Source organism: Pseudomonas sp. FP2335 (assembly GCF_030687535.1).
Taxonomy (GTDB): domain Bacteria; phylum Pseudomonadota; class Gammaproteobacteria; order Pseudomonadales; family Pseudomonadaceae; genus Aquipseudomonas.
Genome location: NZ_CP117437.1, coordinates 1,992,167 through 2,015,184, shown reverse-complemented (window position 1 = coordinate 2,015,184; position 23,018 = coordinate 1,992,167). Strand labels below are relative to the sequence as shown.

At 60.2% G+C, this 23,018-nt stretch carries 20 protein-coding genes, 2 tRNA genes and 2 pseudogenes; 11 read left to right on the top strand and 13 right to left on the bottom strand.

What is annotated here, in order from left to right; translation table 11 throughout:
* Positions 1 to 2 precede the first annotated feature (2 nt).
* Together PSH81_RS09080 and PSH81_RS09075 are read left to right on the top strand one after the other, a co-directional pair.
* Positions 3 to 986, top strand: coding sequence for a FecR family protein (locus PSH81_RS09080; protein WP_226455483.1), 984 nt, complete (start codon positions 3 to 5; stop codon positions 984 to 986).
* Positions 987 to 1,064: 78 nt separating this feature from the next.
* A complete protein-coding gene (locus tag PSH81_RS09075; RefSeq protein WP_305392352.1) occupies positions 1,065 to 3,497 on the top strand; it encodes a TonB-dependent siderophore receptor in 2,433 nt (810 codons plus the stop codon).
* A 91-nt stretch (positions 3,498 to 3,588) separates the two neighbouring features.
* Here the strand turns inward: PSH81_RS09075 and PSH81_RS09070 are convergent, their stop codons facing one another.
* The 5 genes and pseudogenes from PSH81_RS09070 to PSH81_RS09050 form a co-directional block, all read right to left on the bottom strand.
* Complete coding sequence (locus PSH81_RS09070) at positions 3,589 to 3,894, bottom strand: hypothetical protein (RefSeq protein ID WP_305392351.1); 306 nt, start codon at positions 3,892 to 3,894, stop codon at positions 3,589 to 3,591.
* 474 nt (positions 3,895 to 4,368) lie between these two features.
* A complete protein-coding gene (locus tag PSH81_RS09065; protein ID WP_226455481.1) occupies positions 4,369 to 4,821 on the bottom strand; it encodes a hypothetical protein in 453 nt (150 codons plus the stop codon).
* 76 nt (positions 4,822 to 4,897) lie between these two features.
* Positions 4,898 to 5,389, bottom strand: a pseudogene (locus tag PSH81_RS09060) (ESPR-type extended signal peptide-containing protein); the annotation flags it as partial.
* A gap of 584 nt (positions 5,390 to 5,973) precedes the next feature.
* A tRNA-Asp gene (locus tag PSH81_RS09055) sits at positions 5,974 to 6,050 on the bottom strand.
* A gap of 19 nt (positions 6,051 to 6,069) precedes the next feature.
* Positions 6,070 to 6,145 (bottom strand) — tRNA-Val (locus PSH81_RS09050).
* A gap of 159 nt (positions 6,146 to 6,304) precedes the next feature.
* On the opposite strand from PSH81_RS09050, the gene rdgC reads away from it, so the two are divergent.
* The 3 genes from rdgC to sugE all read left to right on the top strand — a co-directional run bounded on the left by rdgC (position 6,305) and on the right by sugE (position 8,788).
* A complete protein-coding gene (gene rdgC / locus PSH81_RS09045) occupies positions 6,305 to 7,225 on the top strand; it encodes a recombination-associated protein RdgC (RefSeq protein WP_305392350.1) in 921 nt (306 codons plus the stop codon).
* A gap of 173 nt (positions 7,226 to 7,398) precedes the next feature.
* Positions 7,399 to 8,364, top strand: a complete 966-nt coding sequence (locus tag PSH81_RS09040) for a bile acid:sodium symporter family protein (RefSeq protein ID WP_192298868.1) — start codon at positions 7,399 to 7,401, stop codon at positions 8,362 to 8,364.
* A 109-nt stretch (positions 8,365 to 8,473) separates the two neighbouring features.
* On the top strand, positions 8,474 to 8,788 hold the full coding sequence (gene sugE / locus PSH81_RS09035) for a quaternary ammonium compound efflux SMR transporter SugE (RefSeq protein WP_105524638.1): 315 nt from the start codon (positions 8,474 to 8,476) through the stop codon (positions 8,786 to 8,788).
* A gap of 118 nt (positions 8,789 to 8,906) precedes the next feature.
* On the opposite strand, the gene PSH81_RS09030 is transcribed toward sugE, so the two are convergent.
* The 3 genes from PSH81_RS09030 to PSH81_RS09020 all read right to left on the bottom strand — a co-directional run bounded on the left by PSH81_RS09030 (position 8,907) and on the right by PSH81_RS09020 (position 13,269).
* Entirely contained in the window at positions 8,907 to 10,775 is a 1,869-nt protein-coding gene (locus PSH81_RS09030; RefSeq protein WP_226455480.1) for an MFS transporter, read from the bottom strand.
* A gap of 67 nt (positions 10,776 to 10,842) precedes the next feature.
* A complete protein-coding gene (locus PSH81_RS09025) occupies positions 10,843 to 11,991 on the bottom strand; it encodes a TDT family transporter (protein WP_305392349.1) in 1,149 nt (382 codons plus the stop codon).
* A gap of 93 nt (positions 11,992 to 12,084) precedes the next feature.
* Positions 12,085 to 13,269 (bottom strand): MFS transporter, encoded by a 1,185-nt coding sequence (locus PSH81_RS09020; RefSeq protein ID WP_226455478.1) that lies wholly within the window; start codon positions 13,267 to 13,269, stop codon positions 12,085 to 12,087.
* Between the two features lie 91 nt (positions 13,270 to 13,360).
* Between PSH81_RS09020 and PSH81_RS09015 the strand changes: the two genes are divergently transcribed.
* Positions 13,361 to 13,900 (top strand): TetR/AcrR family transcriptional regulator, encoded by a 540-nt coding sequence (locus PSH81_RS09015; protein WP_226455477.1) that lies wholly within the window; start codon positions 13,361 to 13,363, stop codon positions 13,898 to 13,900.
* Positions 13,901 to 14,034: 134 nt separating this feature from the next.
* On the opposite strand, the gene PSH81_RS09010 is transcribed toward PSH81_RS09015, so the two are convergent.
* The 4 genes from PSH81_RS09010 to PSH81_RS08995 form a co-directional block, all read right to left on the bottom strand.
* Complete coding sequence (locus tag PSH81_RS09010) at positions 14,035 to 14,814, bottom strand: ABC transporter permease (protein WP_017737220.1); 780 nt, start codon at positions 14,812 to 14,814, stop codon at positions 14,035 to 14,037.
* Positions 14,811 to 15,743 carry an ABC transporter ATP-binding protein gene (locus PSH81_RS09005; protein ID WP_305392348.1) on the bottom strand — a complete coding sequence of 311 codons (933 nt, stop codon included), beginning with the start codon at positions 15,741 to 15,743 and terminating at the stop codon, positions 14,811 to 14,813. Before PSH81_RS09005 ends, PSH81_RS09010 begins: the two co-directional genes overlap by 4 nt.
* Positions 15,744 to 15,877: 134 nt before the next feature.
* Positions 15,878 to 16,495: a glutathione S-transferase family protein gene (locus PSH81_RS09000; protein WP_192298862.1), complete on the bottom strand. Its 618-nt coding sequence runs from the start codon at positions 16,493 to 16,495 to the stop codon at positions 15,878 to 15,880.
* A gap of 43 nt (positions 16,496 to 16,538) precedes the next feature.
* Positions 16,539 to 17,198: a transglutaminase family protein gene (locus PSH81_RS08995; RefSeq protein WP_192298861.1), complete on the bottom strand. Its 660-nt coding sequence runs from the start codon at positions 17,196 to 17,198 to the stop codon at positions 16,539 to 16,541.
* 158 nt (positions 17,199 to 17,356) lie between these two features.
* Between PSH81_RS08995 and PSH81_RS08990 the strand changes: the two genes are divergently transcribed.
* Positions 17,357 to 19,804: an acyl-CoA dehydrogenase gene (locus PSH81_RS08990; RefSeq protein ID WP_226455475.1), complete on the top strand. Its 2,448-nt coding sequence runs from the start codon at positions 17,357 to 17,359 to the stop codon at positions 19,802 to 19,804.
* A 75-nt stretch (positions 19,805 to 19,879) separates the two neighbouring features.
* The gene (locus tag PSH81_RS08985; RefSeq protein ID WP_192298859.1) at positions 19,880 to 20,287 is read left to right on the top strand and encodes a PA2817 family protein; all 408 of its coding nucleotides are present in this window, start codon (positions 19,880 to 19,882) and stop codon (positions 20,285 to 20,287) included.
* 131 nt (positions 20,288 to 20,418) lie between these two features.
* Here PSH81_RS08985 and PSH81_RS08980 read toward each other — a convergent pair whose 3' ends face one another.
* Entirely contained in the window at positions 20,419 to 21,351 is a 933-nt protein-coding gene (locus tag PSH81_RS08980) for a LysR family transcriptional regulator (protein WP_305392347.1), read from the bottom strand.
* An 89-nt stretch (positions 21,352 to 21,440) separates the two neighbouring features.
* On the opposite strand from PSH81_RS08980, the gene PSH81_RS08975 reads away from it, so the two are divergent.
* The 3 genes and pseudogenes from PSH81_RS08975 to PSH81_RS08965 all read left to right on the top strand — a co-directional run bounded on the left by PSH81_RS08975 (position 21,441) and on the right by PSH81_RS08965 (position 22,890).
* On the top strand, positions 21,441 to 22,115 hold the full coding sequence (locus PSH81_RS08975) for an alanyl-tRNA editing protein (RefSeq protein WP_305392346.1): 675 nt from the start codon (positions 21,441 to 21,443) through the stop codon (positions 22,113 to 22,115).
* Positions 22,116 to 22,142: 27 nt separating this feature from the next.
* A pseudogene (locus PSH81_RS08970) lies at positions 22,143 to 22,289 on the top strand (phospholipase); the annotation flags it as partial.
* Positions 22,290 to 22,416: 127 nt separating this feature from the next.
* Positions 22,417 to 22,890 carry a hypothetical protein gene (locus PSH81_RS08965; RefSeq protein ID WP_305392345.1) on the top strand — a complete coding sequence of 158 codons (474 nt, stop codon included), beginning with the start codon at positions 22,417 to 22,419 and terminating at the stop codon, positions 22,888 to 22,890.
* The last annotated feature ends 128 nt before the right edge of the window (positions 22,891 to 23,018 follow it).

The window sequence follows — 23,018 nt, the reverse complement described above, 5'->3', positions numbered from 1 at the left end:
ACATGCCCGACGCCCGCCAACAGATCGAAGAGCAAGCCGCCGAATGGATGCTGCGCCTGCACGAAGGGGAACTGAGCGAGGCCCAGCAGCTGGCATTCGAATGCTGGAAGCAACAGGGCCCGCACTACGCCGCAGCGGCCGCGCGCATGGAAGAAGTCATCACCCGGATGCAGGCCCTGCGTGGCACCAGGTCGCCGGCGCGGTCGGCATTAAGCGCGGCGTTTGCCCACCAGAAAGCCCATCGCCGCAAAAATGCCGTACGCGCCCTGCTGCTGGCGTGCAGCCTGGCGATTCCAGCGGCGGCGCTGCTGGTCAGCCCGTACCCGCAACAATGGATGGCCGATGTGCACAACGGTCCGGGTCAGTGGCAAACCCTGCAACTGGCGGACGGTTCCACGTTGACGCTGAACGGGATCAGCGCGGCGAACCTGCATTTCGACGCCGTGCAGCGCCGCATCGAGCTGCTGCAAGGCGAGATCCTGGTGGAGGTGGCTCACGACCCGGCCCGGCCGTTTATCGTGCAGACCGCCCAAGGCACCTTGCGGGCGCTGGGCACGCGGTTTGTGGTCAAGCGTGACGGTGATGTCACCGTATTGAGCATGTTGCAGTCGCGGGTCGCGGCGCAGAGCGCGAACACCCAGCAGATCCTGGAAGTCGATGCCGGCACCCAGGCCCTGCTCAGCCACGACGGCGTGCGCCTGAGCGGCCGCATCGACCCCGCCAGCATCAATGAAGCCTGGCGCCGTCACCAATTGGTCGTGGACAACCGGCCATTGCCCGAGGTGCTCGATGAGATCGCCCGTCACCATGCCGCACATGTGCAATTCGACCGCGCCGCCCTGCAAAACCTGCGCGTATCGGCGGTGATCCCCCTGGACGACAGCGACCACGCCCTGCAGTTACTCGCGCAAACCTTACCGATCAAGGTCAGAAACTTTACCAATTGGCTGATCTTCGTCGACCGCGACGACAGCGCCAAAAAATAATTATTCGCATTAGCTTCCGGTTTTCTCAGACTTGCCCGTCAAGCAAGGTAATTCGACACGTAAAGGATTGCCTTCACCATGCAGACCCCTTCCTACTCACGCGGGCGCTTTGACCTACTGAAAATCGCGCCCCTGTCCTTGGCCATACTCACCGCCACCGTGCTGAACATCAGACCGGCGCAGGCCGACACGGCCAACGTCGTCGCCCCCGCCTACGACATCCCCGCAGGCCCCCTGGGTGCATCGCTCAATCGCTTTGCGCAACAGGCCGGCGTGGCCATCGTGTTTCAATCCCCCGCGCTGGAGGGCCTCAACGGCCCGGGGTTGCAAGGCAACTACGCCATCCAGGAGGGCTTCGACCGCCTGCTGCAAGGCAGTGGTTATCGCGCGGTTAAAGACGGCCAGGTATATGCGCTGCAGCCCGCCCCCACCGCCGACAACGGCACCCTGGAACTGGGCCCGACCCAGGTCAGCGCCAACCTGCTGGGCAACGTCACCGAAGACACCGGTTCCTACACCCCCGGCGCCATCGCGACCTCGACCCGCCTGGTGCTGACGCCCAAGGAAACCCCGCAATCGGTGTCGGTAGTCACCCGCCAGCACATGGATGACTTCGGCCTGAACAACGTCGACGACGTGATGCGCCACACTCCCGGCATCACCGTGTCGGCCTTCGACAGCGAGCGCAGCAACTACTATGCGCGCGGCTTCTCGATCAACAACTTCCAGTACGACGGCATCCCCTCGACCGCACGTAATGTCGCGTACTCGGCGGGCAACACCCTGAGCGACATGGCGATCTACGACCGCGTCGAAGTACTCAAGGGCGCCACCGGCCTGCTCACCGGCGCCGGCTCACTGGGCGCGACCATCAATCTGGTGCGCAAGAAACCCACTGCAGACTTCCAGGGCCACGCAAGCCTCGGCGCCGGTTCGTGGGACAACTATCGCAGCGAACTGGACGTCAGCGGCCCGCTGACCGACAGCGGCAATGTGCGTGGCCGAGCCGTCGCGGCGTACCAGGACAAGCATTCCTTCATGGACCACTACTCGCGCCAGAGCCCGACGTACTACGGCATCATGGAATTCGACCTGTCACCCGATACCCTGTTGACCGTAGGCGGTGACTACCAGGACACGCTGCCAAAGGGCTCGTCCTGGTCGGGCAGCTTTCCGCTGATCGACTCCCAGGGCAATCGCAACAGCGTCAAGCGCTCGTTCAACAACGCGGCCGAGTGGAGCAGTTGGGAGCAATACACCCGCACGGTATTCGCCATGCTGGAACATGACCTGGGCAACGGCTGGATCACCAAGCTGCAACTGGACCACAAGATCAACGGCTACCACGCGCTGATGGGCTCGATTCAGGGCGACCAGCCGCAGCCGGACGGCACCGCGCAATTGACCTCGGGCAAATACACCGGCGAGACCGTCAGCGATTCCGCCGACCTGTATGTGAGTGGACCGTACAGCCTCGGTGGACGTGAACATGAGTTGGTGCTGGGTGGTTCGATCAGCGCATCGGAATGGAATGGCAAAGGTTATTGGAACCTGGCGCCCAATATCGTCGACTTCAATAACTGGCGCGGCCACGCGACGATGCCGGACTGGGGCAAGGCGCAATCGCTGATCGACGACACCGTGCGCCAGACCGGCGCCTATGCGACCACGCGCCTGAACCTCGCCGACGACCTCAAGGTGTTGCTCGGCGCACGCCTGGTCAACTATCAGGTCACCGGCTACAACCCCAACTATCGCGAGTCCGGGCGGGTCGTGCCGTATGTTGGTGCGGTCTACGACCTGAACGACACGTACGCGGTGTACGCCAGCTACACCGACATTTTCATGCCCCAGGAAAACTACAACCGCGACCGCGACAACAAGCTGCTTGAGCCGGACGAAGGCCAGAACTGGGAGCTGGGGATCAAGGCCGACTTCCTCGATGGCCGGGTCAACGCCAGCGCGGCGTACTTTGAGATCCATGAGTCCAATCGCGCGCTGTCTGACGACGAGTACAACAACCTCAAGCCGACACCGAGCAACTATGCCTACAAGAGCAGCAAGGCGGTAACCAAGGGTTATGAAGTGGAGATGTCCGGCGAAGTCGCCCCGGGCTGGCAGCTCCAGGCAGGCTACACACACAAGATTGTGCGTGACGATCAGGGCGTGAAGATCTCCACGTTTGAGCCTGAAGACCAGGTCAAGCTGTACACCACCTACAAACTCAAGGGCAACCTCGACAAGTTGACCGTCGGCGGCGGCGTGCGCTGGCAGAGCGTGGGTTGGCAGGACATCTACAACAGCCCGCGCGGCGGCTATGAAGAGTTTTCCCAGGATGCCTATTGGCTGGTGGACTTGATGAGCAAATACCAGATCAGCAAAAACCTGTCGGCGACACTCAACGTCAACAACATCTTCGACAAGTCCTACTACACCAACATCGGCTTCTATAACTCTGCGGCCTATGGCGAGCCGCGCAACTTCATGGTCACTACCCGCTGGGATTTCTAAACGCCAACAGACCTTGTGGCGAGGGAGCTTGCTCGCCACAAATAAAAATCGCAGACAAAAAAAGCCCGCTCATTGAGCGGGCTTTCTACGTTCAATCATAGTTGAAGTTTGTTTTAACCTGGCCTCCACGCCGATAGGACATCACAAAAGAACGCCAGCACTCACCGCGTTCCCTGGCGTTTTTATTGAGTTCCTTGGCAAGCATATACAGCGCCGTATCATCGAAATCAGTTCTGGCATCAGTGATCTCAACGCCGTCTCTCTCAACGGCCAGGCCGGTATCGATGAAGCCGTCGCCCACGGTGACGTCATAACAAAAATAGTCATAACCCTCGACAATACCGGCATCGATGATTGAAAAAATCTTTTTAACGACTTCGATTTCTTCAGTAATCATTCTTCAACCCCCTGGAATTCTATTGGGTTCATTTTCAAAAATTCTGGTCCTGACTTTACCATCAACCGTATAGGTCACGGACAACGTACTGGTATCCACGCGGACGATGGGTGTCTGTAGAAGTCCAACGCTTCGGTTTGATCCGAGTCGAACTTGGCAATAGGCGTCAGGTGATCGAGGTTGATGGTTTTATCGGCAAACGCCGCCGCGTGGGTGAACGGGTAGTTTTGCACCACCCGCTGGGGCTTCTAAACACCCCGCTCCGTGGTAAGCAAGCTTGCTCGCCACGCGCTCCTACAAAAATCGCAGACAAAAAAAGCCCGCTCATTGAGCGGGCTTTCTACGTTCAATATTGCAATGAGGCGGCGCGGATCACTTGAGCAGTCTGCTACTCAATCAAGTGGACCGAAGTTCCAGGTGCTCGCGCACGTGCGTCGGCTACGTGTTTCAGGATCTGATCATGAGTCATCGCGTTTACTTGACCAACACCTTATCGATTTCCTGAACCAGGGACCTTGGTGCGGGCGTATCGGCGTAATGCTGAGCCATCTCCATTGGGTCGACCATTGGCGTGGTTACCCCGTCGAAGGAGAAACCGCCGACCACATAGCGTGCGAAGGTAGGCGACGCCGGGTCTTCATCGACCTGCCAATACCCGTCATACCGTGTCGCCAGGTACTCGCCGATGTAGTAACCGATACGGGTAATGAACCATACACGGTTGGCCTCACTGATCACTGCACTTCGAAAACCGCTGTCCAATTGGGCCAAAAATTTCCCGGGCGTGTTCAGGACCTCGTGAGGTTGTTCAAACCCTAGGCTGGTGCAGAATTCATGGAGCACCGGCAGGCGCTCGGATTTGAATGTTGAAAAACCAGCCTTGCGACGCGCCAGCAATTGCTCGTCTGCCCCTTCGAAGTTATCCATGCAGCCCTCATCAATCAATTATGAATAAGCACATCAATTTTATTTAACTCCAGCATCTTTGATAACTCTTGAGGTTGAGGCGACTCGGATTGCTCGAGTTCACTTCGTTGAGAATCACCCGTGCCGAACCGCCACTCAGCGCCGCATTGCCTTCGATCCAACCGCCCAATTGGGTACGACTGTTGGTCGCCGAGTTGTTGAGAATGACGCCGCGTGAATCGACATCAAACTGCTGATAGGTATTGCGTGACACCCCACCCGCACTCGGTGCGGTGATGTTGACTTGGGTGACACCGCTACCGGTGGCGCCGATACCCGGGCGCTGCCCCGCAGGCGCTGAGGGATCAGCAATCACGGCGGCTTGAGCCGAAGCCGCCACCAGTGTAATCAGACCAAGCCCCAGCATCATGGCAAAACGCAAAGGCGTCAGCCGCACTTCGCAGACGGGTGCAACCGTTGTGCAACCCACGCTACCGGCGGCTTTGGCGCCACTGCTGACGTTCTCGGCGACCACCATCAACAAGCCACGAGCCTTGTTGAAAACGATGCGGTACAAATGCTTGTTCATGTTCAATTCCTTTTGAGCTGCGCCATTCCTGAGCGGTGCCAGAGGCAGAGAGAGAAGCGTCGGGCTACAGGGTTGGTAGCAGATGTGCAGCGAACCCGGCGTGAGCTTCGGCGCTGAAGTTCAGCCAGGACATCAAAAACACCGGACAGCCCTGGTCGCTGGCGAGAATGAATTGGCTGGGCTGCTTGAGAGGGGTTGCGCTGAACAGGTCATAGGCAACCTGCGCATATCCGCCGCACAGACCAACGACCCAACCCAACAGGCCAGCGCACGAACAAATGGATGGGGTATAAAAAACATGACACGTCCCTGATAGTGAAACTTCCTACACGCGCCGTTAGTCCGTGAGTAAGCAGAAAAGTGCAATTCAGAGAGGCAAAGAAACCGTCGAGGACGCCTTTTGTGGCGTAGCTCTCATTTATCGGAGCGTGCGCGTGGGCAAGAAGCGGCACGTAAACGCGCGCCACATCCAAGGTGTGTTCATACGAAAATATGCAAGGAAGGAATTTCAGGCACAAAAAAGCCCGCTCAATGAGCGGGCTTCCTGTGGTGACCTGGCGTTCAGTGTTCCAGGTTACCGAATATGGCGCAGCGGACGGGACTCGAACCCGCGACCCCCGGCGTGACAGGCCGGTATTCTAACCGACTGAACTACCGCTGCGCGTAACACATGAGGCGAATGGTGGGTGATGACGGGATCGAACCGCCGACCCTCTGCTTGTAAGGCAGATGCTCTCCCAGCTGAGCTAATCACCCTTCGTCTCGGTGTGGCGCGCATTCTACGGAGCGACCCAAGGTCTGGCAAGCACTTTCTTAAATCTTTTTTTTGAGGCCTTCCAATGGCTTAGGCAGGGTTGGCCTCAGACGTGATCAAGACAATAATGCCCGCCTTTGTATAAAGGAGAGACTCACCCCATGTGGTTCAAGAACCTGCTTATCTATCGCCTGACCCAAGATCTGCCTGTTGATGCCGAGGCGTTGGAAGCGGCCATGGCCACCAAACTGGCGCGCCCGTGTGCCAGCCAGGAGTTGACCACTTACGGTTTCGTCGCGCCTTTCGGTAAAGGTGAAGACGCTCCCCTGGTTCACGTCAGCGGTGACTTCTTGCTGATCGCTGCGCGCAAGGAAGAACGTATCCTGCCGGGTAGCGTGGTGCGTGACGCACTGAAAGAAAAAGTCGAAGAAATCGAGGCCGAGCAAATGCGCAAGGTCTATAAGAAGGAACGCGACCAGCTCAAGGATGAAATCATCCAGGCTTTCCTGCCGCGCGCCTTTATCCGTCGTTCGTCGACGTTCGCTGCCATCGCGCCGAAACAGGGCCTGATCCTGGTGAACTCGGCCAGCCCGAAACGCGCCGAAGATCTGCTGTCGACACTGCGTGAAGTGATCGGCACCCTGCCCGTTCGCCCGCTGACCGTAAAAACAGCGCCAACCGCGATCATGACCGACTGGGTCACCACCCAGAAACCGGCCGATGACTTCTTCGTCCTCGACGAATGCGAACTGCGCGACACCCACGAAGACGGCGGCATCGTACGCTGCAAGCGCCAGGACCTGACCGGCGAAGAGATCCAGCTGCACCTGACCACCGGCAAAGTCGTGACCCAACTGGCCCTGGCCTGGCAGGACAAGCTGTCCTTCATGCTTGACGACAAGATGACCGTCAAACGCCTGAAGTTCGAAGACCTGCTGCAAGACCAGGCGGAACAGGACGGCGGCGACGAAGCCATGGGCCAACTGGACGCAAGCTTCACCCTGATGATGCTGACGTTCGGCGAGTTCATCCCGGCACTGGTTGAAGCTCTGGGCGGTGAAGAGACGCCACAAGGCATCTAAGCCATGTGAAGTTCCACCTATAGGAGCGGGCTTGTGTGGGAGCGGGCTTGCTCGCGAAAGCGGAGTGTCAGTCACTAAATCCGTTACTGAGCCACCGCATTCGCGGGCAAGCCCGCTCCCACATTTGATTGGGTTTCCAAGCAGAGTCATTCACTAATAACAAGGACACTCCCATGCGCGCACTCGCCGCCCTGAGCCGCTTCGTCGGCAATACCTTCGCCTACTGGGTGCTGATTTTCGCGGTACTGGCGTTCCTCGAACCGGGCTGGTTCATCGGCCTGAAAACCGCCATCGTGCCGCTGCTGGGCCTGGTGATGTTCGGCATGGGGCTGACCCTCAAGATTGATGACTTCGCCGAGGTCGCCCGCCATCCGTGGCGCGTCGCCCTGGGCGTGGTCGCGCACTTTGTGATCATGCCGGGCGTGGCGTGGTTGCTGTGCCAGGCCTTCCACCTGCCGCCGGAAATTGCCGTCGGCGTGATTCTGGTCGGTTGCTGCCCAAGCGGCACCTCGTCCAACGTGATGACCTGGCTGGCCCGTGGCGACCTGGCGCTGTCGGTGGCCATCGCCGCCGTCACTACCCTCCTCGCCCCGCTGCTCACCCCGGCGCTGATCTGGTTGCTGGCCTCGGCCTGGCTGCCGGTATCGTTCATGGAGCTGTTCTGGTCGATCCTGCAAGTGGTGCTGCTGCCGATCGTGCTCGGCGTAGTCGCGCAGCGTGTGCTCGGCGAACGCGTAAGGCATGCGGTGGACGTGTTGCCATTGGTATCGGTGGTGAGCATCGTGATCATAGTCGCCGCGGTGGTGGCCGCCAGCCAGGCGAAGATCGCCGAATCGGGCCTGCTGATCATGGCCGTGGTGATGCTGCATAACAGCTTCGGCTACCTGCTGGGCTACTTCACCGGCCGCGTGTTCAAGCTGCCATTGGCGCAGCGCAAGTCGTTGGCGCTGGAAGTCGGCATGCAGAACTCCGGGCTGGGCGCCGCATTGGCCAGTGCACATTTCTCGCCGCTGGCGGCGGTGCCGAGTGCGCTGTTCAGCGTCTGGCACAATATTTCCGGGGCATTGCTGTCGACCTACTTCCGCCGCATGAGCGAGAAAGAAGACCGTCGCATACTGGAAAACACCCCACAAACTTGATCCGCCGGGCACAGTTCGGCACTCTAACGAACTTCGCGGGGACGACCCCGCGACGCTCTCAAGCGCCTAATCCGGGGACGACCCCACGTCTATATAGAAGAGGGTCAGCATGTCCTGGATCATTCTGTTTTTTGCCGGATTGTTTGAAGTCGGCTGGGCCGTCGGCTTGAAATACACCGATGGCTTCAGCAAGCCCCTGCCCACCGCCCTGACGATTGTCGCCATGGCCATCAGCCTTGGCCTGCTGGGGCTGGCCGTGAAGGAACTGCCGCTGGGCACCGCCTATGCAGTCTGGACCGGCGTGGGCGCCGTGGGTACGGTGATTGCCGGGATTATCCTGTTTGGCGAATCCATGGCGTTGTTTCGGTTGGCCAGTGTGGCGTTGATTATTTGCGGGCTCATTGGGCTCAAGATCAGCACTTAGGCCACTACCGCTTTCGCGAGCAAGCCCGCTCCCACATTCGCCCGTATTCCAAAAGTGGAACGCGGTCAAATGTGGAAGCGGGCTTGCTCGCGAAGAGGCCCGCCCCTTCAACACAAACCTACCTGACACTTCCCCGCAACCCACCAACCACCTCCTGCAATCTTGCAGGCGTCGGCTCTGGCACTGGCTCACCCGCCACCAACACCACCCGCGACCAGACCCGGTGAAAGAAGCCCTTGTTCGGATCGCGACTGAAAAAGCTCCCCCACAACCCCTGCAACGCCAGCGGAATCACCGGCACCGGCGTCTCCTCCAGAATCCGCGTCACCCCACCGCGAAACTCATTCATCTCGCCGTCAGCCGTCAACTTGCCTTCCGGAAAGATGCACACCAACTCGCCGTCCTTCAGATACTGCGCAATCCGCGTGAAGGCCTTTTCGTAGATCTGAATGTCCTCATGCCGCCCGGCAATCGGAATCGCTCCGGCCGTGCGGAAGATAAAGTTCAGCACCGGCAAGTGGTAGATCTTGTAGTACATGACGAAGCGAATCGGCCGACGCACCGCGCCGCCAATCAACAGCGCATCGACAAACGACACGTGGTTGCACACCAGCAATGCCGCGCCCTCATCCGGGATCGCTTCCAGGTTGCGGTGCTCCACGCGGTACATGGAATGGCTGAGCAGCCAGATCATGAAACGCATGGTGAACTCGGGCACGATCTTGAAGATGTAGGTGTTCACCGCGATGTTGAGCAGCGACACCACCAGGAACAACTCCGGAATCGACAGCTTGGCCACGCTGAGCAGCAGGATCGAGACAATCGCCGACACCACCATGAACAACGCATTGAGAATGTTGTTCGCCGCGATCACCCGTGCGCGTTCGTTCTCGGCAGTACGCGACTGGATCAGCGCATACAGCGGCACAATATAAAAGCCGCCAAACACGCCCAGCCCGAGGATGTCGAACAACACCCACCACGCCTGGCCATGGCTCAACACCGCGAGCCAATCGTTGGCCTGTACGTTCTGCGGGAAGCCGCCGGAGTGCCACCACAGCAGCAGGCCAAACACCGTCAGGCCGAATGAACCGAACGGCACCAGGCCGATTTCCACCTTACGCCCGGAGAGTTTTTCGCAGAGCATCGAACCGAGGGCGATACCCACCGAGAACACGGTGAGGATCAGCGTCACTACGGTTTCGTCGCCGTACAACCATTCCTTGGCGTAGGCCGGGATTTGCGTCAGGTAGATCGCACCGACAAACCAGAACCACGAGTTGCCGACAATGGACCGTGACACCGCGGGTGTCTGCCCCAGGCCCAGGCGCAAAGTGGCCCAGGATTCGCTGAAGATATTCCAGTTCAAACGCAGCCCCGGCGTCGACGCCGCCGCCCGCGGAATACTGCGGCTGGCCAGGTAACCGAGCACCGCCACACCGACAATCGCCACCGCTACCACTGGCGCGTAATGGGTCGACGACATCATGATCCCGGCGCCAATGGTGCCGGCCAGGATCGCCAGGAACGTACCCATCTCCACCAGGCCGTTGCCGCCCACCAGCTCATCTTCGTGCAGGGCCTGGGGCATGATCGAGTACTTCACCGGCCCGAACAGCGCCGAATGGGTGCCCATGGCAAACAACGCCAGCAGCATCAATTCCAGATGGTTGGTCAAGAAGCCCGCGGCGCCCACGGCCATGATCACGATCTCGCCGATCTTGATCGCGCGGATCAACGCGTCCTTGTTGAATTTCTCGCCAAACTGCCCGGCCAGCGCCGAGAACAGGAAGAACGGCAGGATGAACAGCAACGCGCACAGGTTGACCCAGATCGAACGGTCACCGTCGATGGTCAGCTTGTAGAGAATGGCGAGGATCAGCGATTGCTTGAAGATGTTGTCGTTGAAAGCACCCAGCAACTGGGTAATGAAAAACGGCAGGAAGCGCCGTGTGCGCAGCAAGGTGAATTGCGAGGGGTGGCTCATCGTCCGTGTTCCTGCGTGGCCTGTTTTTTTGTAAAAGCATTCAGGCCACGACTTTACCTAATCCGGCTTACTTATTCCCTAGTCCTGCAATACACGGCGAAACAAAAAGCTCACCTTTATAGGCGCCCTGCACGGTGCGCCTGGCGACGATCAGCCACATCAACGCCAACGTCAGCACCAGCACACTGCCGAACACACTGAAGAACCCCAGATGCAGCAGGCTCGCCAGCTTCAACGTGGCCAGCGCATACACGCCCAGTGGAAAGGTAAACCCCCACCAGCCGAGGTTGAATGGGATGCCCGCACGCAGGTAACGCAGGGTGATCAACACGGCGATCAGCATCCACCACAAACCGAAGCCCCACAGGGTAATACCGGCCACCAGGCCCAGGCCGTTGGCCATCTCGCCGACACCGGGCATGCCGTTGGCAGCAAAGATCGCCGGGGCGTCGCCGCCGAGCAGCAACATACCCAGGGCACCAGTGCCGATCGGGCCAAGGGCCAGCCAGCTCGACGCAGCCATATTGGCGTGGGGCAGTTTATGCAGGGCCATGCGCAACATCAGGATGGTCAGGATGCTGAACGCCACCGGCAAGGAAAACGCCCACAGTACGTAGCCTGTCACCAGCATCACCAGTTGCCCATGGGCATCGGCCAAGTGCGGCGCCAACAGGCCACCGCTGGCAGCGGCCACTTCAGCAGCGACCACGGGCAGCAGCCACACGGCCGTCATCTGGTCGATGCTGTGTTCCTGGCGGGTGAACATCATGAAGGGGATCAACACGCCACAGGCCAGGGCCATTGCCACGTCCAGCCACCACAGGGCTTCGGCCAGCGGTATCACATCGCCGCCCCAGCGCGGCAAGCCGAACAGCAGCAAACCGTTGAGAATGGTCGCCAGGCCCATGGGGATGGTGCCGAAGAACATCGAAACCGTGGAGTGCCCGAAGATCCGCCGCGCCTCGTGGAAAAACATCACCCAGCGGGCCGCATACAATCCGCTGAACAATACAAACAGGCCGATGGTGAACCACCACAAGCCTTCGGCGATGGCGTACAAGCCCGGCAGGTTGACCGGCACCTGCGCCAAGGCCAGCGCCAGCACGCCGGTGCCCATGGTCGCGGCAAACCAGTTGGGGGTGAACTGGCGAATCACTTCCCGTGGCCGGGCCAGGTGACTGAAGGGTTTGTAACTGATGGTATTCGAGCAGGTCATGATGGTTATCCTCTTCCTCGCATGAGGTTGAGACCATGGTAGAACCCAATCGAATATCTATATAACGGGTAATTTCTCTAACTGTTATCTGTTTTACCTATAAGCACGTTTTACCGAGCCCTGTACCAGCAGACCGCCCAGGGCACCAAGCGATAGCAGGATCAGCACAACGCCATAGCCATCGGTGGTGGCGATCAGGCCGAAACTGCGGATCAGGTTGCCCGCCAGCAGCGACGGCAGGCAGAACGCCAGGTAGCTCAACACATAAAACGCCGACATCAGGCCGGCCCGCTCGTGGGGCAGCGCCAGGGGCACCACGCTGCGCAACGCGCCAAGAAAACCGGCGCCGAAACCGCTGCCCGCAACCAGCGTGGCCATGAAAAACAGCGGCAGACTGGCACTGTGCACCGCCATGAGGATCAGCCCCACACCGACGGCCAGCAGGCTTGCCCCCAGGCGCAGGACTTTGTCGGCAGGCCGATTGCGCAGGCTGAAGATCATCAGCGCGCCGCTCAAGGTCAGCACCGCCACCAGCCCACCGCCGATCAGGTTGGACGTGGAACCGGTCGCTGCCCGTACCAGCGAGGGCGCCAACGACAGATAGAACCCGCCCATCGCCCACACCGCCACATCCACCGGCAGCGACAACCACAACGCCCGGCGCGCCTGGGGCGGCACATGCAAGGTCGGGCGCAACGAGGCCAAGGCTCCCGGAATGCGGCTCACGGTTTCCGGCAGGCGCCATACGTACAGCGCCTGCAACAGCATCAGCACGAACAGTGTCCAGTAGATCAACTGCGTCGGCAGCGGCGCGAACTCCACCAGCACGCTGCTGCCCATCGCACCGCACGCCATACCCAGCAACGGCGCCACACTGTTGACCAGCGGCCCCTGCTGGCGATCGTGGTCGAGCAGCGCGGCACCGAGCACGGCGGTGGCCATGCCAGTGGCGAAACCTTGCAACGTGCGTGCAGCAATCAGCCAGGCCACGCTGCCCTCATTGATAAACAGCAACATCGCCAGCATATCCAGGACCAGCGCGGCGAAAATCACCGGCTTGCGCCCCAGGTGGTCCGACAGCGAGCCCACGGTCAACAACGCCGCCAGCAGGCTGATGGCATAGACCCCAAAGATCAGCGTAAGCATGCCCGCGGAAAAATGCAGGCCTTCCTGATACAGGTGATACAACGGCGTCGGCGCGCTGGAAGCGGCGAGGAAGGTCAGCAAGGTGATCGCCAGGAACACCAGGCTGGAACGGTTAGAAGGGTTGCTGGACATGGGCACGCTCCGCTAAAGCTAATATTTTGCTTTTGCTGAGTGTGCTACTGGCCGGCGCTTAAAGCAAATTCTTTGTGTTAAGGTCGCAAACATGGCGATAAAAGAAGGCCTCCGCCCGGGGGGCCGTAGTGCCCGGGTCCAAGAATCCGTCCATACGGCGGTGCGCGAATTGCTGGAAGCCCATGAGCGTTCCAGCGTCACCGTGCCGATGATTGCCGCGCGCGCAGGCGTCACGCCGTCGACCATCTACCGGCGCTGGGGCGACCTTTCGGTGCTGCTGGCCGATGTGGCCCTGGCACGCCTGCGCCCGGACAGCGAACCGGCCAACACCGGCAGCCTGCGCGGCGACCTGCAAGCCTGGGCCGAGCAGTATCTGGATGAGATGAGTTCAGAGCCGGGACGCCACATGATGCGCGACGTGCAATGCAGCCAGACGCCGGGGTATTGCGTGGCGCTGATTGGCGGGCAGTTGCAGGTGATCGTGGATCGCTATCCCGGCGAACAGGCGCCCAGCGTGGAGCGGTTGATCAACCTGCTGGCGGCGCCGACGGTGTTCAGGATCTTGTTTGCGGATGCGCCGTTGCCGGTGGAAGAGCTGCATGCGCTGATCGAGTTGGCACTAAAGCCATAATGCCTTGCACATAACCAAATGTGGGAGCGGGCTTGCTCGCGAAAGCGGTGGGTCAGTGAATACATCTTTGACTGATACACCGTCTTCGCGAGCAAGCCCGCTCCCACATTTTCTGACCGCATTCAGTCAGTGAGTCAGGTACGCATCCCACGCCCGCTCACCAGCAGCTTCGCGCAGCCGATATACAGCACCACGGTCGCCACCAGCATGAAGGTGATCGCCACGCTGATCTTGATGTCCGACACCCCCAGAATGCCGTAACGGAACGCGTTGACCATATGCAGCACCGGGTTGGCCAACGACACGGTCTGCCAGAACGGTGGCAGCAAGGTGATCGAATAGAACACCCCGCCCAGGTAGGTCAGCGGCGTCAGCACGAATGTCGGGATGATCGAAATATCATCGAAGTTGCGTGCAAACACGGCGTTGATGAAGCCCAGCAGCGAGAAAATCGTCGCCGTCAACACCACCACCAGAATGGTGACCCCGAGGTGATGCACCTGCAGGTGGGTGAAGAACAGCGACAGCAACGTCACGATCACGCCGACCATCAGGCCACGCAGCACGCCGCCCACGGTGTAGCCGATCAGGATGGTATGCGGCGACACCGGCGACACCATCAGTTCCTCGATCGAACGCTGGAACTTGCTGCCGAAGAAACTCGACACCACGTTGCCGTAGGCGTTGGTGATCACCGACATCATGATCAGCCCCGGCACGATGTACTCCATGTAGGTAAAACCACCCATGTCGCCGATCTGCCGGCCAATCAGGTTACCGAAGATCACGAAGTACAGGACCATGGTGATCGCCGGCGGTAGCAGGGTCTGCGGCCAGATCCGGGTAAAGCGTTTCACTTCGCGATAGATGATGGTTTGCAGCGCGACGAGGTTGGGTTGCAGTTCGGAACTCATAACGCCACCTTCGCCAGATTTTTCTCCACCAGGGACACGAACAACTCCTCAAGGCGATTGGTTTTGTTGCGCAGGCTCAGCACTTCGATGTTCTGGGTCGCCAACTGCGTGAACAGCGCGGTGATGCCCATGGCTTTGTCCACCTGCACTTCCAGGGTGTGGCTGTCGACCAGGCGGCTCGGGTAACCGAGCAGCTGCGGCGGCACCGACAGATTGCTCTTCAAGTCGAGCAGGAAGGTTTCCACATGCAACTGGCCCAGCAGGTTACGCATGCTGGTGTTCTCGACAATGGTGCCGTGGTCGATGATGCCGATGTTGCGGCACAGCTGCTCAGCCTCTTCCAGGTAATGGGTGGTGAGGATGATGGTGATGCCCTTCTCGTTCAGTTCGGTGAGGAAGGTCCACATCGAGCGGCGCAGTTCGATGTCCACGCCGGCGGTGGGCTCATCGAGGATCAGCAGGCGCGGTTCATGCACCAGCGCGCGGGCAATCATCAGGCGCCGCTTCATGCCGCCGGACAGCGAGCGCGAGGGGACGTCGCGCTTGTCCCACAGGCCCAGTTGGGTCAGGTATTGCTCGGCACGTTCCTTGGCGATTTTCGCCGGGATGCCGTAGTAACCGGCCTGGGTCACGACGATGTCGAAGGTCTTTTCGAACTGGTTGAAGTTGAACTCCTGGGGCACCACGCCGATGGAACGCTTGAGCGCGGCCGGGGATGTGTCCAGGTCATGACCGAAGATGTTCACTGTGCCGCTGGTCTTATTGACCAGGGTCGACAGAATGCCGATGGTGGTGGACTTGCCGGCACCGTTGGGGCCGAGCAAGGCGAAGAAGTCACCTTCGGCAACGTCCAGATCGATACCACTCAGGGCCTGGAAACCGTTGCCGTAGGTTTTGGTTAGCTGCCGGATGGACAGAGCGGAACTCATATCGGATTACGCACCAAAGAAGAGAAGAGGAAGAATAGATGAAGGCGCACGCCACGAAGTTCAACGGCGGCGCATGACGGGCATGGTGGCTGCCCGCGCCGCACAAGTACAGTCACCTGTATTAATAGTCAGTATTAAGTCAACGCGGTCATGACCGCTTTGCGATAGGCCGGGCGCTGTTGCAGGCGTTGGTACCAGGCCTCTAGATTGGGCATCGCAGGCCGTTCGATAGGCATTTCGAACCAGGCGTAGATAAAGCAGCCCAGGGGAATATCACCCATGCCGAATTCGCTGCCCGACAGATACGGCTGCTCGGCGAGGGCTTTTTCCACGGTGCCGAGCACATCGATGCAGGCTTGGCGCGCGGCGTGAATGCTGTCCCAGTTCTGTTTTTCCGCCGGGGTGCGCAGGATGCCCCAGAACACCGTCTTGAACGGCTCGGCGAGAGTGGAAGTGGTCCAGTCCATCCACTTCTCGGCGCTGGCGCGCGCCTTCACATCACTGGGATACCAACTCCCCCCCTGCTTGGCGCAGAGGTAACGCACGATGGTATTGGACTCCCACAGTACAAAGTCGCCGTCTTCGATCATCGGCACTCGGCCGTTGGGGTTCAGCGCCCGATACTGCGGGGTGTCGACCACACCAAACGCCCCGCCCGCATCGATTGACTCATAGTCCAGGCCGAGTTCTTCGGCGCACCACAGTGCTTTCCTGACGTTTGATGAATTTTTACGACCCCAGATTTTCAGCATGACAGTGCCTTATTGTGTGGTGAGCGCAGCAGCATACGCCGGTTCACCCACGGCTTGAATCGGTGTGCATGTCACCGAGCAGCGGCGGACTGTCTGCGGCAAACAGATGCGGGTAACACGTACGAATATGCTCGAAGAAAAACGCTTCAGGCACATCGGAAAACTGCCCATGGTCGACGATGTACTCCATCGAGCGCTGCCCCTGGCGGTTGAACGCGTGGAACACACTGTCATTGATCCCATCGAATTCCAGCGGCGGCACATCGAACACGTCACACAACTGCCTGTTGAACGCCGGGGTGGCCTTGACCCAACGCCCGCGCAAGTAAAGTTCGGTGTAACCGTGCATGGCGAATACATCGCTTTTGAGTAAAGCGAGCAGGCGCGGCGTCGACAGATGATTGCGCACATCCGCCAGGCCGATACGCGCCGGGATGCCGCAGTGGCGGGCGCAGGCAGCGAGCAGGTTGGCCTTGGGCACGCAATAGCTTTCACCGCTGGCCAAGGCGAAGCTGGCATTCAAGGTGCTGGGATCGCGGCTGAAGGTATAGGGGTTGTAGCGAATCGCCTCACGTACGGCGTAATAAAGACTGACTGCCTGGTCATTAAAATCCGCACTGGTACTGCGATGCTTTTCGGCGAACTCCACCACCGCAGGGTGGTCACTATCGATGAAGCGGCTGGGACTCAGGTACGTATCCATGAGCGTTATCTCCGAAGGAAGCCTGGAGTCTAACCACAGGCCTGCCATCGAGATAACGACGAATCGGCCAAATCTCGTTACACCCGGATCACCCCGCTTGCTCGGATGCCGACTAAGCTCCCTGGTGGTTTCGCCCCTGGTTTCACGGAGGATTGAATATGCTGTTGTTGTGGATACTGGTTCTGGTGGTCGGCATTGCCTACCTGGCACACCGCCGCACCGCGCCCCTGCCCGCCCTGGGCGTGGTCGCCGTCTACCTGCTGGCGATGGGCGCATGGAGCCACGCGCCGGGCTGGCTGCTGCTGGTTTTCTGGATACTGATCGCCGTTGTCGCCGTGCCGTTGCTGCTGCCCGACCTGCGCCGCCAATACTTCACCAAGCCGCTGTTCAGCTGGTTCCAGAAAGTCCTGCCACCGATGTCCGAGACCGAACGCGATGCCATCGACGCCGGCACCGTGTGGTGGGATGGCGAACTGTTCAGCGGCCGCCCGGACTGGGACAAGCTGCTCGCTTACCCCAAGGCCCAACTGACTGAAGAAGAACAGGCGTTTATCGACGGCCCCACCGAAGAACTCTGTGCAATGGTCAGCGACTGGGACATCGGCCAGGCCATGGACCTGCCGCCCGCCGCCTGGGAGCACATCAAGACCCATGGCTTCTTCGCCCTGATCATCCCCAAGGAATACGGCGGCAAGGGCTTCTCGGCCTACGCCCACTCCCAGGTGGCGATGAAACTCGCGACCCGCAGCGGCGACCTGGCGTCCACCGTGATGGTGCCCAACTCCCTCGGCCCGGCCGAACTGTTGCTGCACTACGGCACCGACGAGCAACGCAACCACTACCTGCCGCGCCTGGCCCGGGGCGACGACATTCCGTGCTTCGCCCTCACCGGCCCGCTGGCCGGCTCCGACGCCGGTGCCATGCCCGACACCGGGGTGATTTGCAAAGGTGAATGGCAAGGCAAGGAAACCCTCGGCCTGCGCCTGAACTGGGAAAAACGCTACATCACCCTCGGCCCGGTCGCGACCCTGCTCGGGCTGGCGTTCAAGGCCCATGACCCGGATCACCTGCTGGGTGAAGAGGAAGACCTGGGCATCAGCCTCGCGCTGATCCCCACCGATACACCGGGTGTGGAAATCGGCCGTCGCCACCTGCCGCTGGGCGCCGCGTTCATGAACGGTCCCAACTCCGGCAAGGACGTGTTCATCCCCCTGGAATTCCTGATTGGCGGCCAGGAGATGCTCGGCAAGGGCTGGATGATGTTGATGAACTGCCTGTCCGTGGGCCGTTCGATTTCCCTGCCTGCCGTGGGCACCGGCGCCGCCAAGTTCACCAGCCTGGTCACCGGCCAATATGCCCAGGTCCGCGAGCAGTTCAACGTCCCGCTGTCGGCGTTCGAAGGTATCCAGGAAGCCCTGGCGCGGATCGGCGGCAATGCCTGGCTGATGGACAGTGCGCGCATGCTCACCGCCAACGCGGTGGACCTCGGGGAGAAACCCTCGGTGCTGTCGGCGATCCTCAAGTACCACCTCACCGAACGCGGCCGCGAGTGCATCGGCCACGCCATGGACGTGCACGGCGGCAAGGGCATCATCATGGGCCCGAACAACTACCTGGGGCGCAGTTGGCAAGGTGCGCCGATCTTCATCACCGTGGAAGGCGCGAATATCCTCTCGCGCAACCTGATGATCTTCGGCCAGGGCGCGATCCGCTGCCATCCGTTCGTGCTCAAGGAAATGGCCTTGGCCGGTCGTGAAGACCACGATCAGGCGCTGAAGGAATTCGACAGCCTGTTGATGCAACACATTGGTTTTGCCGTGAGCAACGCCGCCAGCACCCTGGTGTTGAACCTGGGCATCGGTCACTTCGAGAAAGCACCGGGCAACCGCTTGAGCCAAGGTTATTTCCGCGCGCTGAACCGTCAGGCCGCGGCGTTCGCCCTGCTCGCCGACCTGAGCATGATGCTGCTGGGTGGCGAACTCAAACGCCGCGAACGCCTGTCGGCACGCCTGGGCGATGTACTCAGCCACATGTACCTGGCCTCGGCGGCGCTCAAGCGTTACCACGACCTGGACTCGCCGGGCCACATGGAGCCGCTGTTCGCCTGGGCCATGGAGGAAAGCCTGGGTGAATCGGAGCGCGCACTGGACGAACTGCTCAGCAACTTCCCGAACAAGGTGCTCGGTTGCCTGCTGCGGGTGATCGTGTTCCCGTTCGGCCGTCGGCATACCGGGCCATCCGATGCGCTGGATGCCGAAGTCGCCGCAGTGATCGGCCGCGCCAAGGGCGATCCGACCCTGGAAGAGTTGCTGGCTGGCTGCTACCGCCCGCAATCGGCGCAAGACCCGGTCGGCGCCCTGCAACATGCCTACGACCTCCTGGGCGCCAGCCATGCGTTGCAGAAGAAACTGCATACCGCGCTCAAGAGCGGCCAGGTCAAACCGGCGGCTGGCGAGCATGCCATCGACGCGGCGCTGGAAGCGGGCGTGCTGCAACCGGCCGAAGCGCAAACCCTGCGCGACGCCGAAGCGGCGCGGCGCAAGGTGATCGACGTGGATGATTTCAGCAAGGAAGAGCTGGCCCAGGCAGAGGGCACAGTCCGCTGATACCGGCGGTCATATAAATACGGGCGCGAGGGCTATATACTCTCGCGCCCGTTTTTGCTTTAGAGGACTTATCTCGTGTCCAACGTCGTTGCCGATCATCTCGTCTTGCTCGACCACCTGCGCAGCATCCTGGTTGCCGTCGGCGAAGCCGAACAGGTGCCCGAGGAAAGCCACACCTTGTTTCTGGAGCGTTTCGACGAATTGCGCGCCCTGCTACCGATCGACCCGATCGAAAGCCAGTACCTGGGCCAGGACCTGATGAGCCAGGTCATCTTGCGCTACCCACAAATCGCCCATCTGGTGCCACGCGACTTGCTGTGGTTCTTTGGCGGCGATTGCCTGCACTTCATGCCGGACGAAGAACTGGACATGTACCAGGCCCTGGAAGAGCGTCGCTTCGAAGCCGAACAGAACGACGAACCGTTCGACTGGAACCAGGAAAAGCAGCTGCTGGCCATGCCTGAAGACCAAAGCAAGCACTGATAGTCGAAACACCGCAGAACCCAATGTGGTAGCGGGCTTGCTCGCGAATACGGAGTGTCAGTCAATATATTCATCAACTGGCAGACCGCTTTCGCGAGCAAGCCCGCTCCCACATTTTTTAGACCGCGTATCTACCGTCGGCGCAACGTCGGCTCTTTGGCCATGCACTCCACCAGATAATCAATAAACACCCGCAGCTTGGGCGGCAGATACCGCGTTGGCGAATGCAGCAGCCACACATCGCCGTGGTACGACGCAATAAAATCCCACTGCGGCAACACCTGCACGACCCTCCCCGCGTCCAGATCATGGCGCGCCGTAAAGTACGGCAGACTGCCAATACCCACATGCTGCAAAACCGCATCCAACCGCACGCCGGTATGGTTCGCCGCATAACGCCCACGCACCCCGACCGTCACCGTCTTGCCAGCCTGGCGAAACTTCCAGCGCGCATCCGCGGCAGTTTCTCCCAGGTAGATGCAACTGTGCTCCAGCAGGTCATGGGGATGCTCCGGCGTGCCGTACTCAGCCAGATAATGCGGCGTCGCGCACAGCAAGTGTTCGATGGGAAACAATGGCCGCCCCACCAACCCCGGCGGCGGGCTTTCGGAGATGCGCAGGATCAGATCCAGGTTGTCGTCGATCAAATCCACCGGCCGGTCTTCCAGGATCAACTGCACATCCACTTTGGGATAACGCCGCAAGAACTCCGGCACATGGGGATGCACCACAAACCGCCCCACCGCCTTGGGCACGCTGACCCGTACCAGGCCTTCGGCCTCATGGGTAAATTGGCCGCTGACCTCCATCACCGAGCGCGCCGCGTTGACCATGTCCTGGCAACGCTTGAATACCTCTTCACCGCCCTCGCTCAAACGCAATTTGCGCGTGGTGCGTTGCAGCAAACGCGTGGCCAGGGCTTTTTCCAGGCGCGAAATGCTGCGGCTGACCGATGACGGCGAAGCGCCCATTTGCCGGGCGGCCGCGGAAAAGCTGCCGGTTTCCACCACCTTGACGAAAATCGCCATTTCGCCCAACAGCGGCAAAGGAAGATTGATGCTCATGACGCACAGGTCCATTGATAGTTGAGCGGATTATCACGTATTAACGCACTATTTATACTGCGCGCAGAACCCTGATGCGGATGTAGAAAATGACCGAGCGCCTGTTTTTCACCCATGACCACCTGACGGCCGAGCTCGAAGTGCTCAGTTGCACGCCCCACGAGGCGCATTTTGCAGTCATCCTGCAGTCGACGATCTTCCATCCCCAAGGCGGTGGCCAGCCATTCGATACCGGCTGGCTCGGTGACAGCCAGGTATTGCGCGTCATCCAGGAAGCCGACCAGGTGGTGCACTACGTTGATCAAGCGGTCGCCCTTGGTCCGATCAGCGCGCGCGTCGATGAGACACGCCGCGCCCTGCACACCCGCCTGCATTCTGCCGGGCACCTGATCGGCAACGCCGGCGAAAGCCTCGGCTGGATGCCGATCAAGGCCCATCACTGGCCGGGCGAAGGCAAGATCACTTTTATCCGTGGTGAAGCGGCACAAACCATCGACGCCGAGACCATCCAGCAACAGGTCAACCAATGGATCGCCGCGGATTACTCGCGCCATATGGCCTTGGATGAAGGCACCCGCGAAGTCGGCTTCGGCGAATTGCCCGCCTACGCCTGTGGCGGCACACACGTCCAGGCCCTGAGCGAACTGGGCCAGGTAAAAATCCTCGCCCTCTCGGAAAAAAAAGGCGCCCTCTGCGTCCGCTACGAGCTTTGCAGTGAGCAGGCTTGCCCCGCGCCGGGGGGCGAAGCCGCCCCAAAACCGTAAACCGCGGTATTTCAGAAAGACCGAGGCGCCTGGATTGGCACCAGCAACTGGTTGGGCGGCTACCTGGATAATTCACGCAACCTGGAGGTGGTGATGCGCAATGAAGCGATGGCTAAACGTGTAGGGCAACTGCATGAGCAGTTGTGGGACGGGCCCTCTGCCAAAGCGCTGTAGGTGACAGACGAGTATCCAGCCCCACCCCAGGCACCTTGTAAAATGTCGTTCGCTTGCTAGCCTTGCACTCTCTGGGCGCAGCTTTAGCGGTGCTGCGCGTTCAGGTCACTCACATGAGAGCCCGCCCATGAAAACCGCCGCCCTTCGCTTTTCTTGCATGTTGCTGTTGCTTATCCCTCTGAGCGCCTGCGTCAACAACGTGCAAACACTGACCCTCGTCACCCTCGCCGACGGTACGCGCGGCCTCAAAAACGCAGTCGATATCGGGCCTGTGGGCCCCTCCCAAGGCGATCTTTTTGTATTCGATCAACCCTTGATGGACCAGGACCGCAAAGACATCGGCAGCAACAGTGGCTACTGCGTCACCACCCTGCCGGGGGTACACAGCCAATGCCAATGGACACTGCTGTTCTTCGGTCCCGATAAAACCGTCATAGGCACCATCGTCGTAGGCGGGCAGGAGCTTGAAGCGGGTCAATCCACAGTCGCCGTCCTCGGCAGCACGGGAAAATATGCCGGGGTTACCGGCACAATGACTTCCGCGCCCAACCTCGATGGAACGTTCACCCAAACCCTGTATTTGGTTAGCCATCAACCGTGAAAATCGCCGCTTCTGATCGGGCAGTGATTGCAGAGCGAAGCAGTAAAATTCCCTCACTCGGGTCTCCCACCCCCTCCTTTGCAGTGTTAGTGTGTGGAAATGTTTCTGACACTTCAGTCAGAAACCTC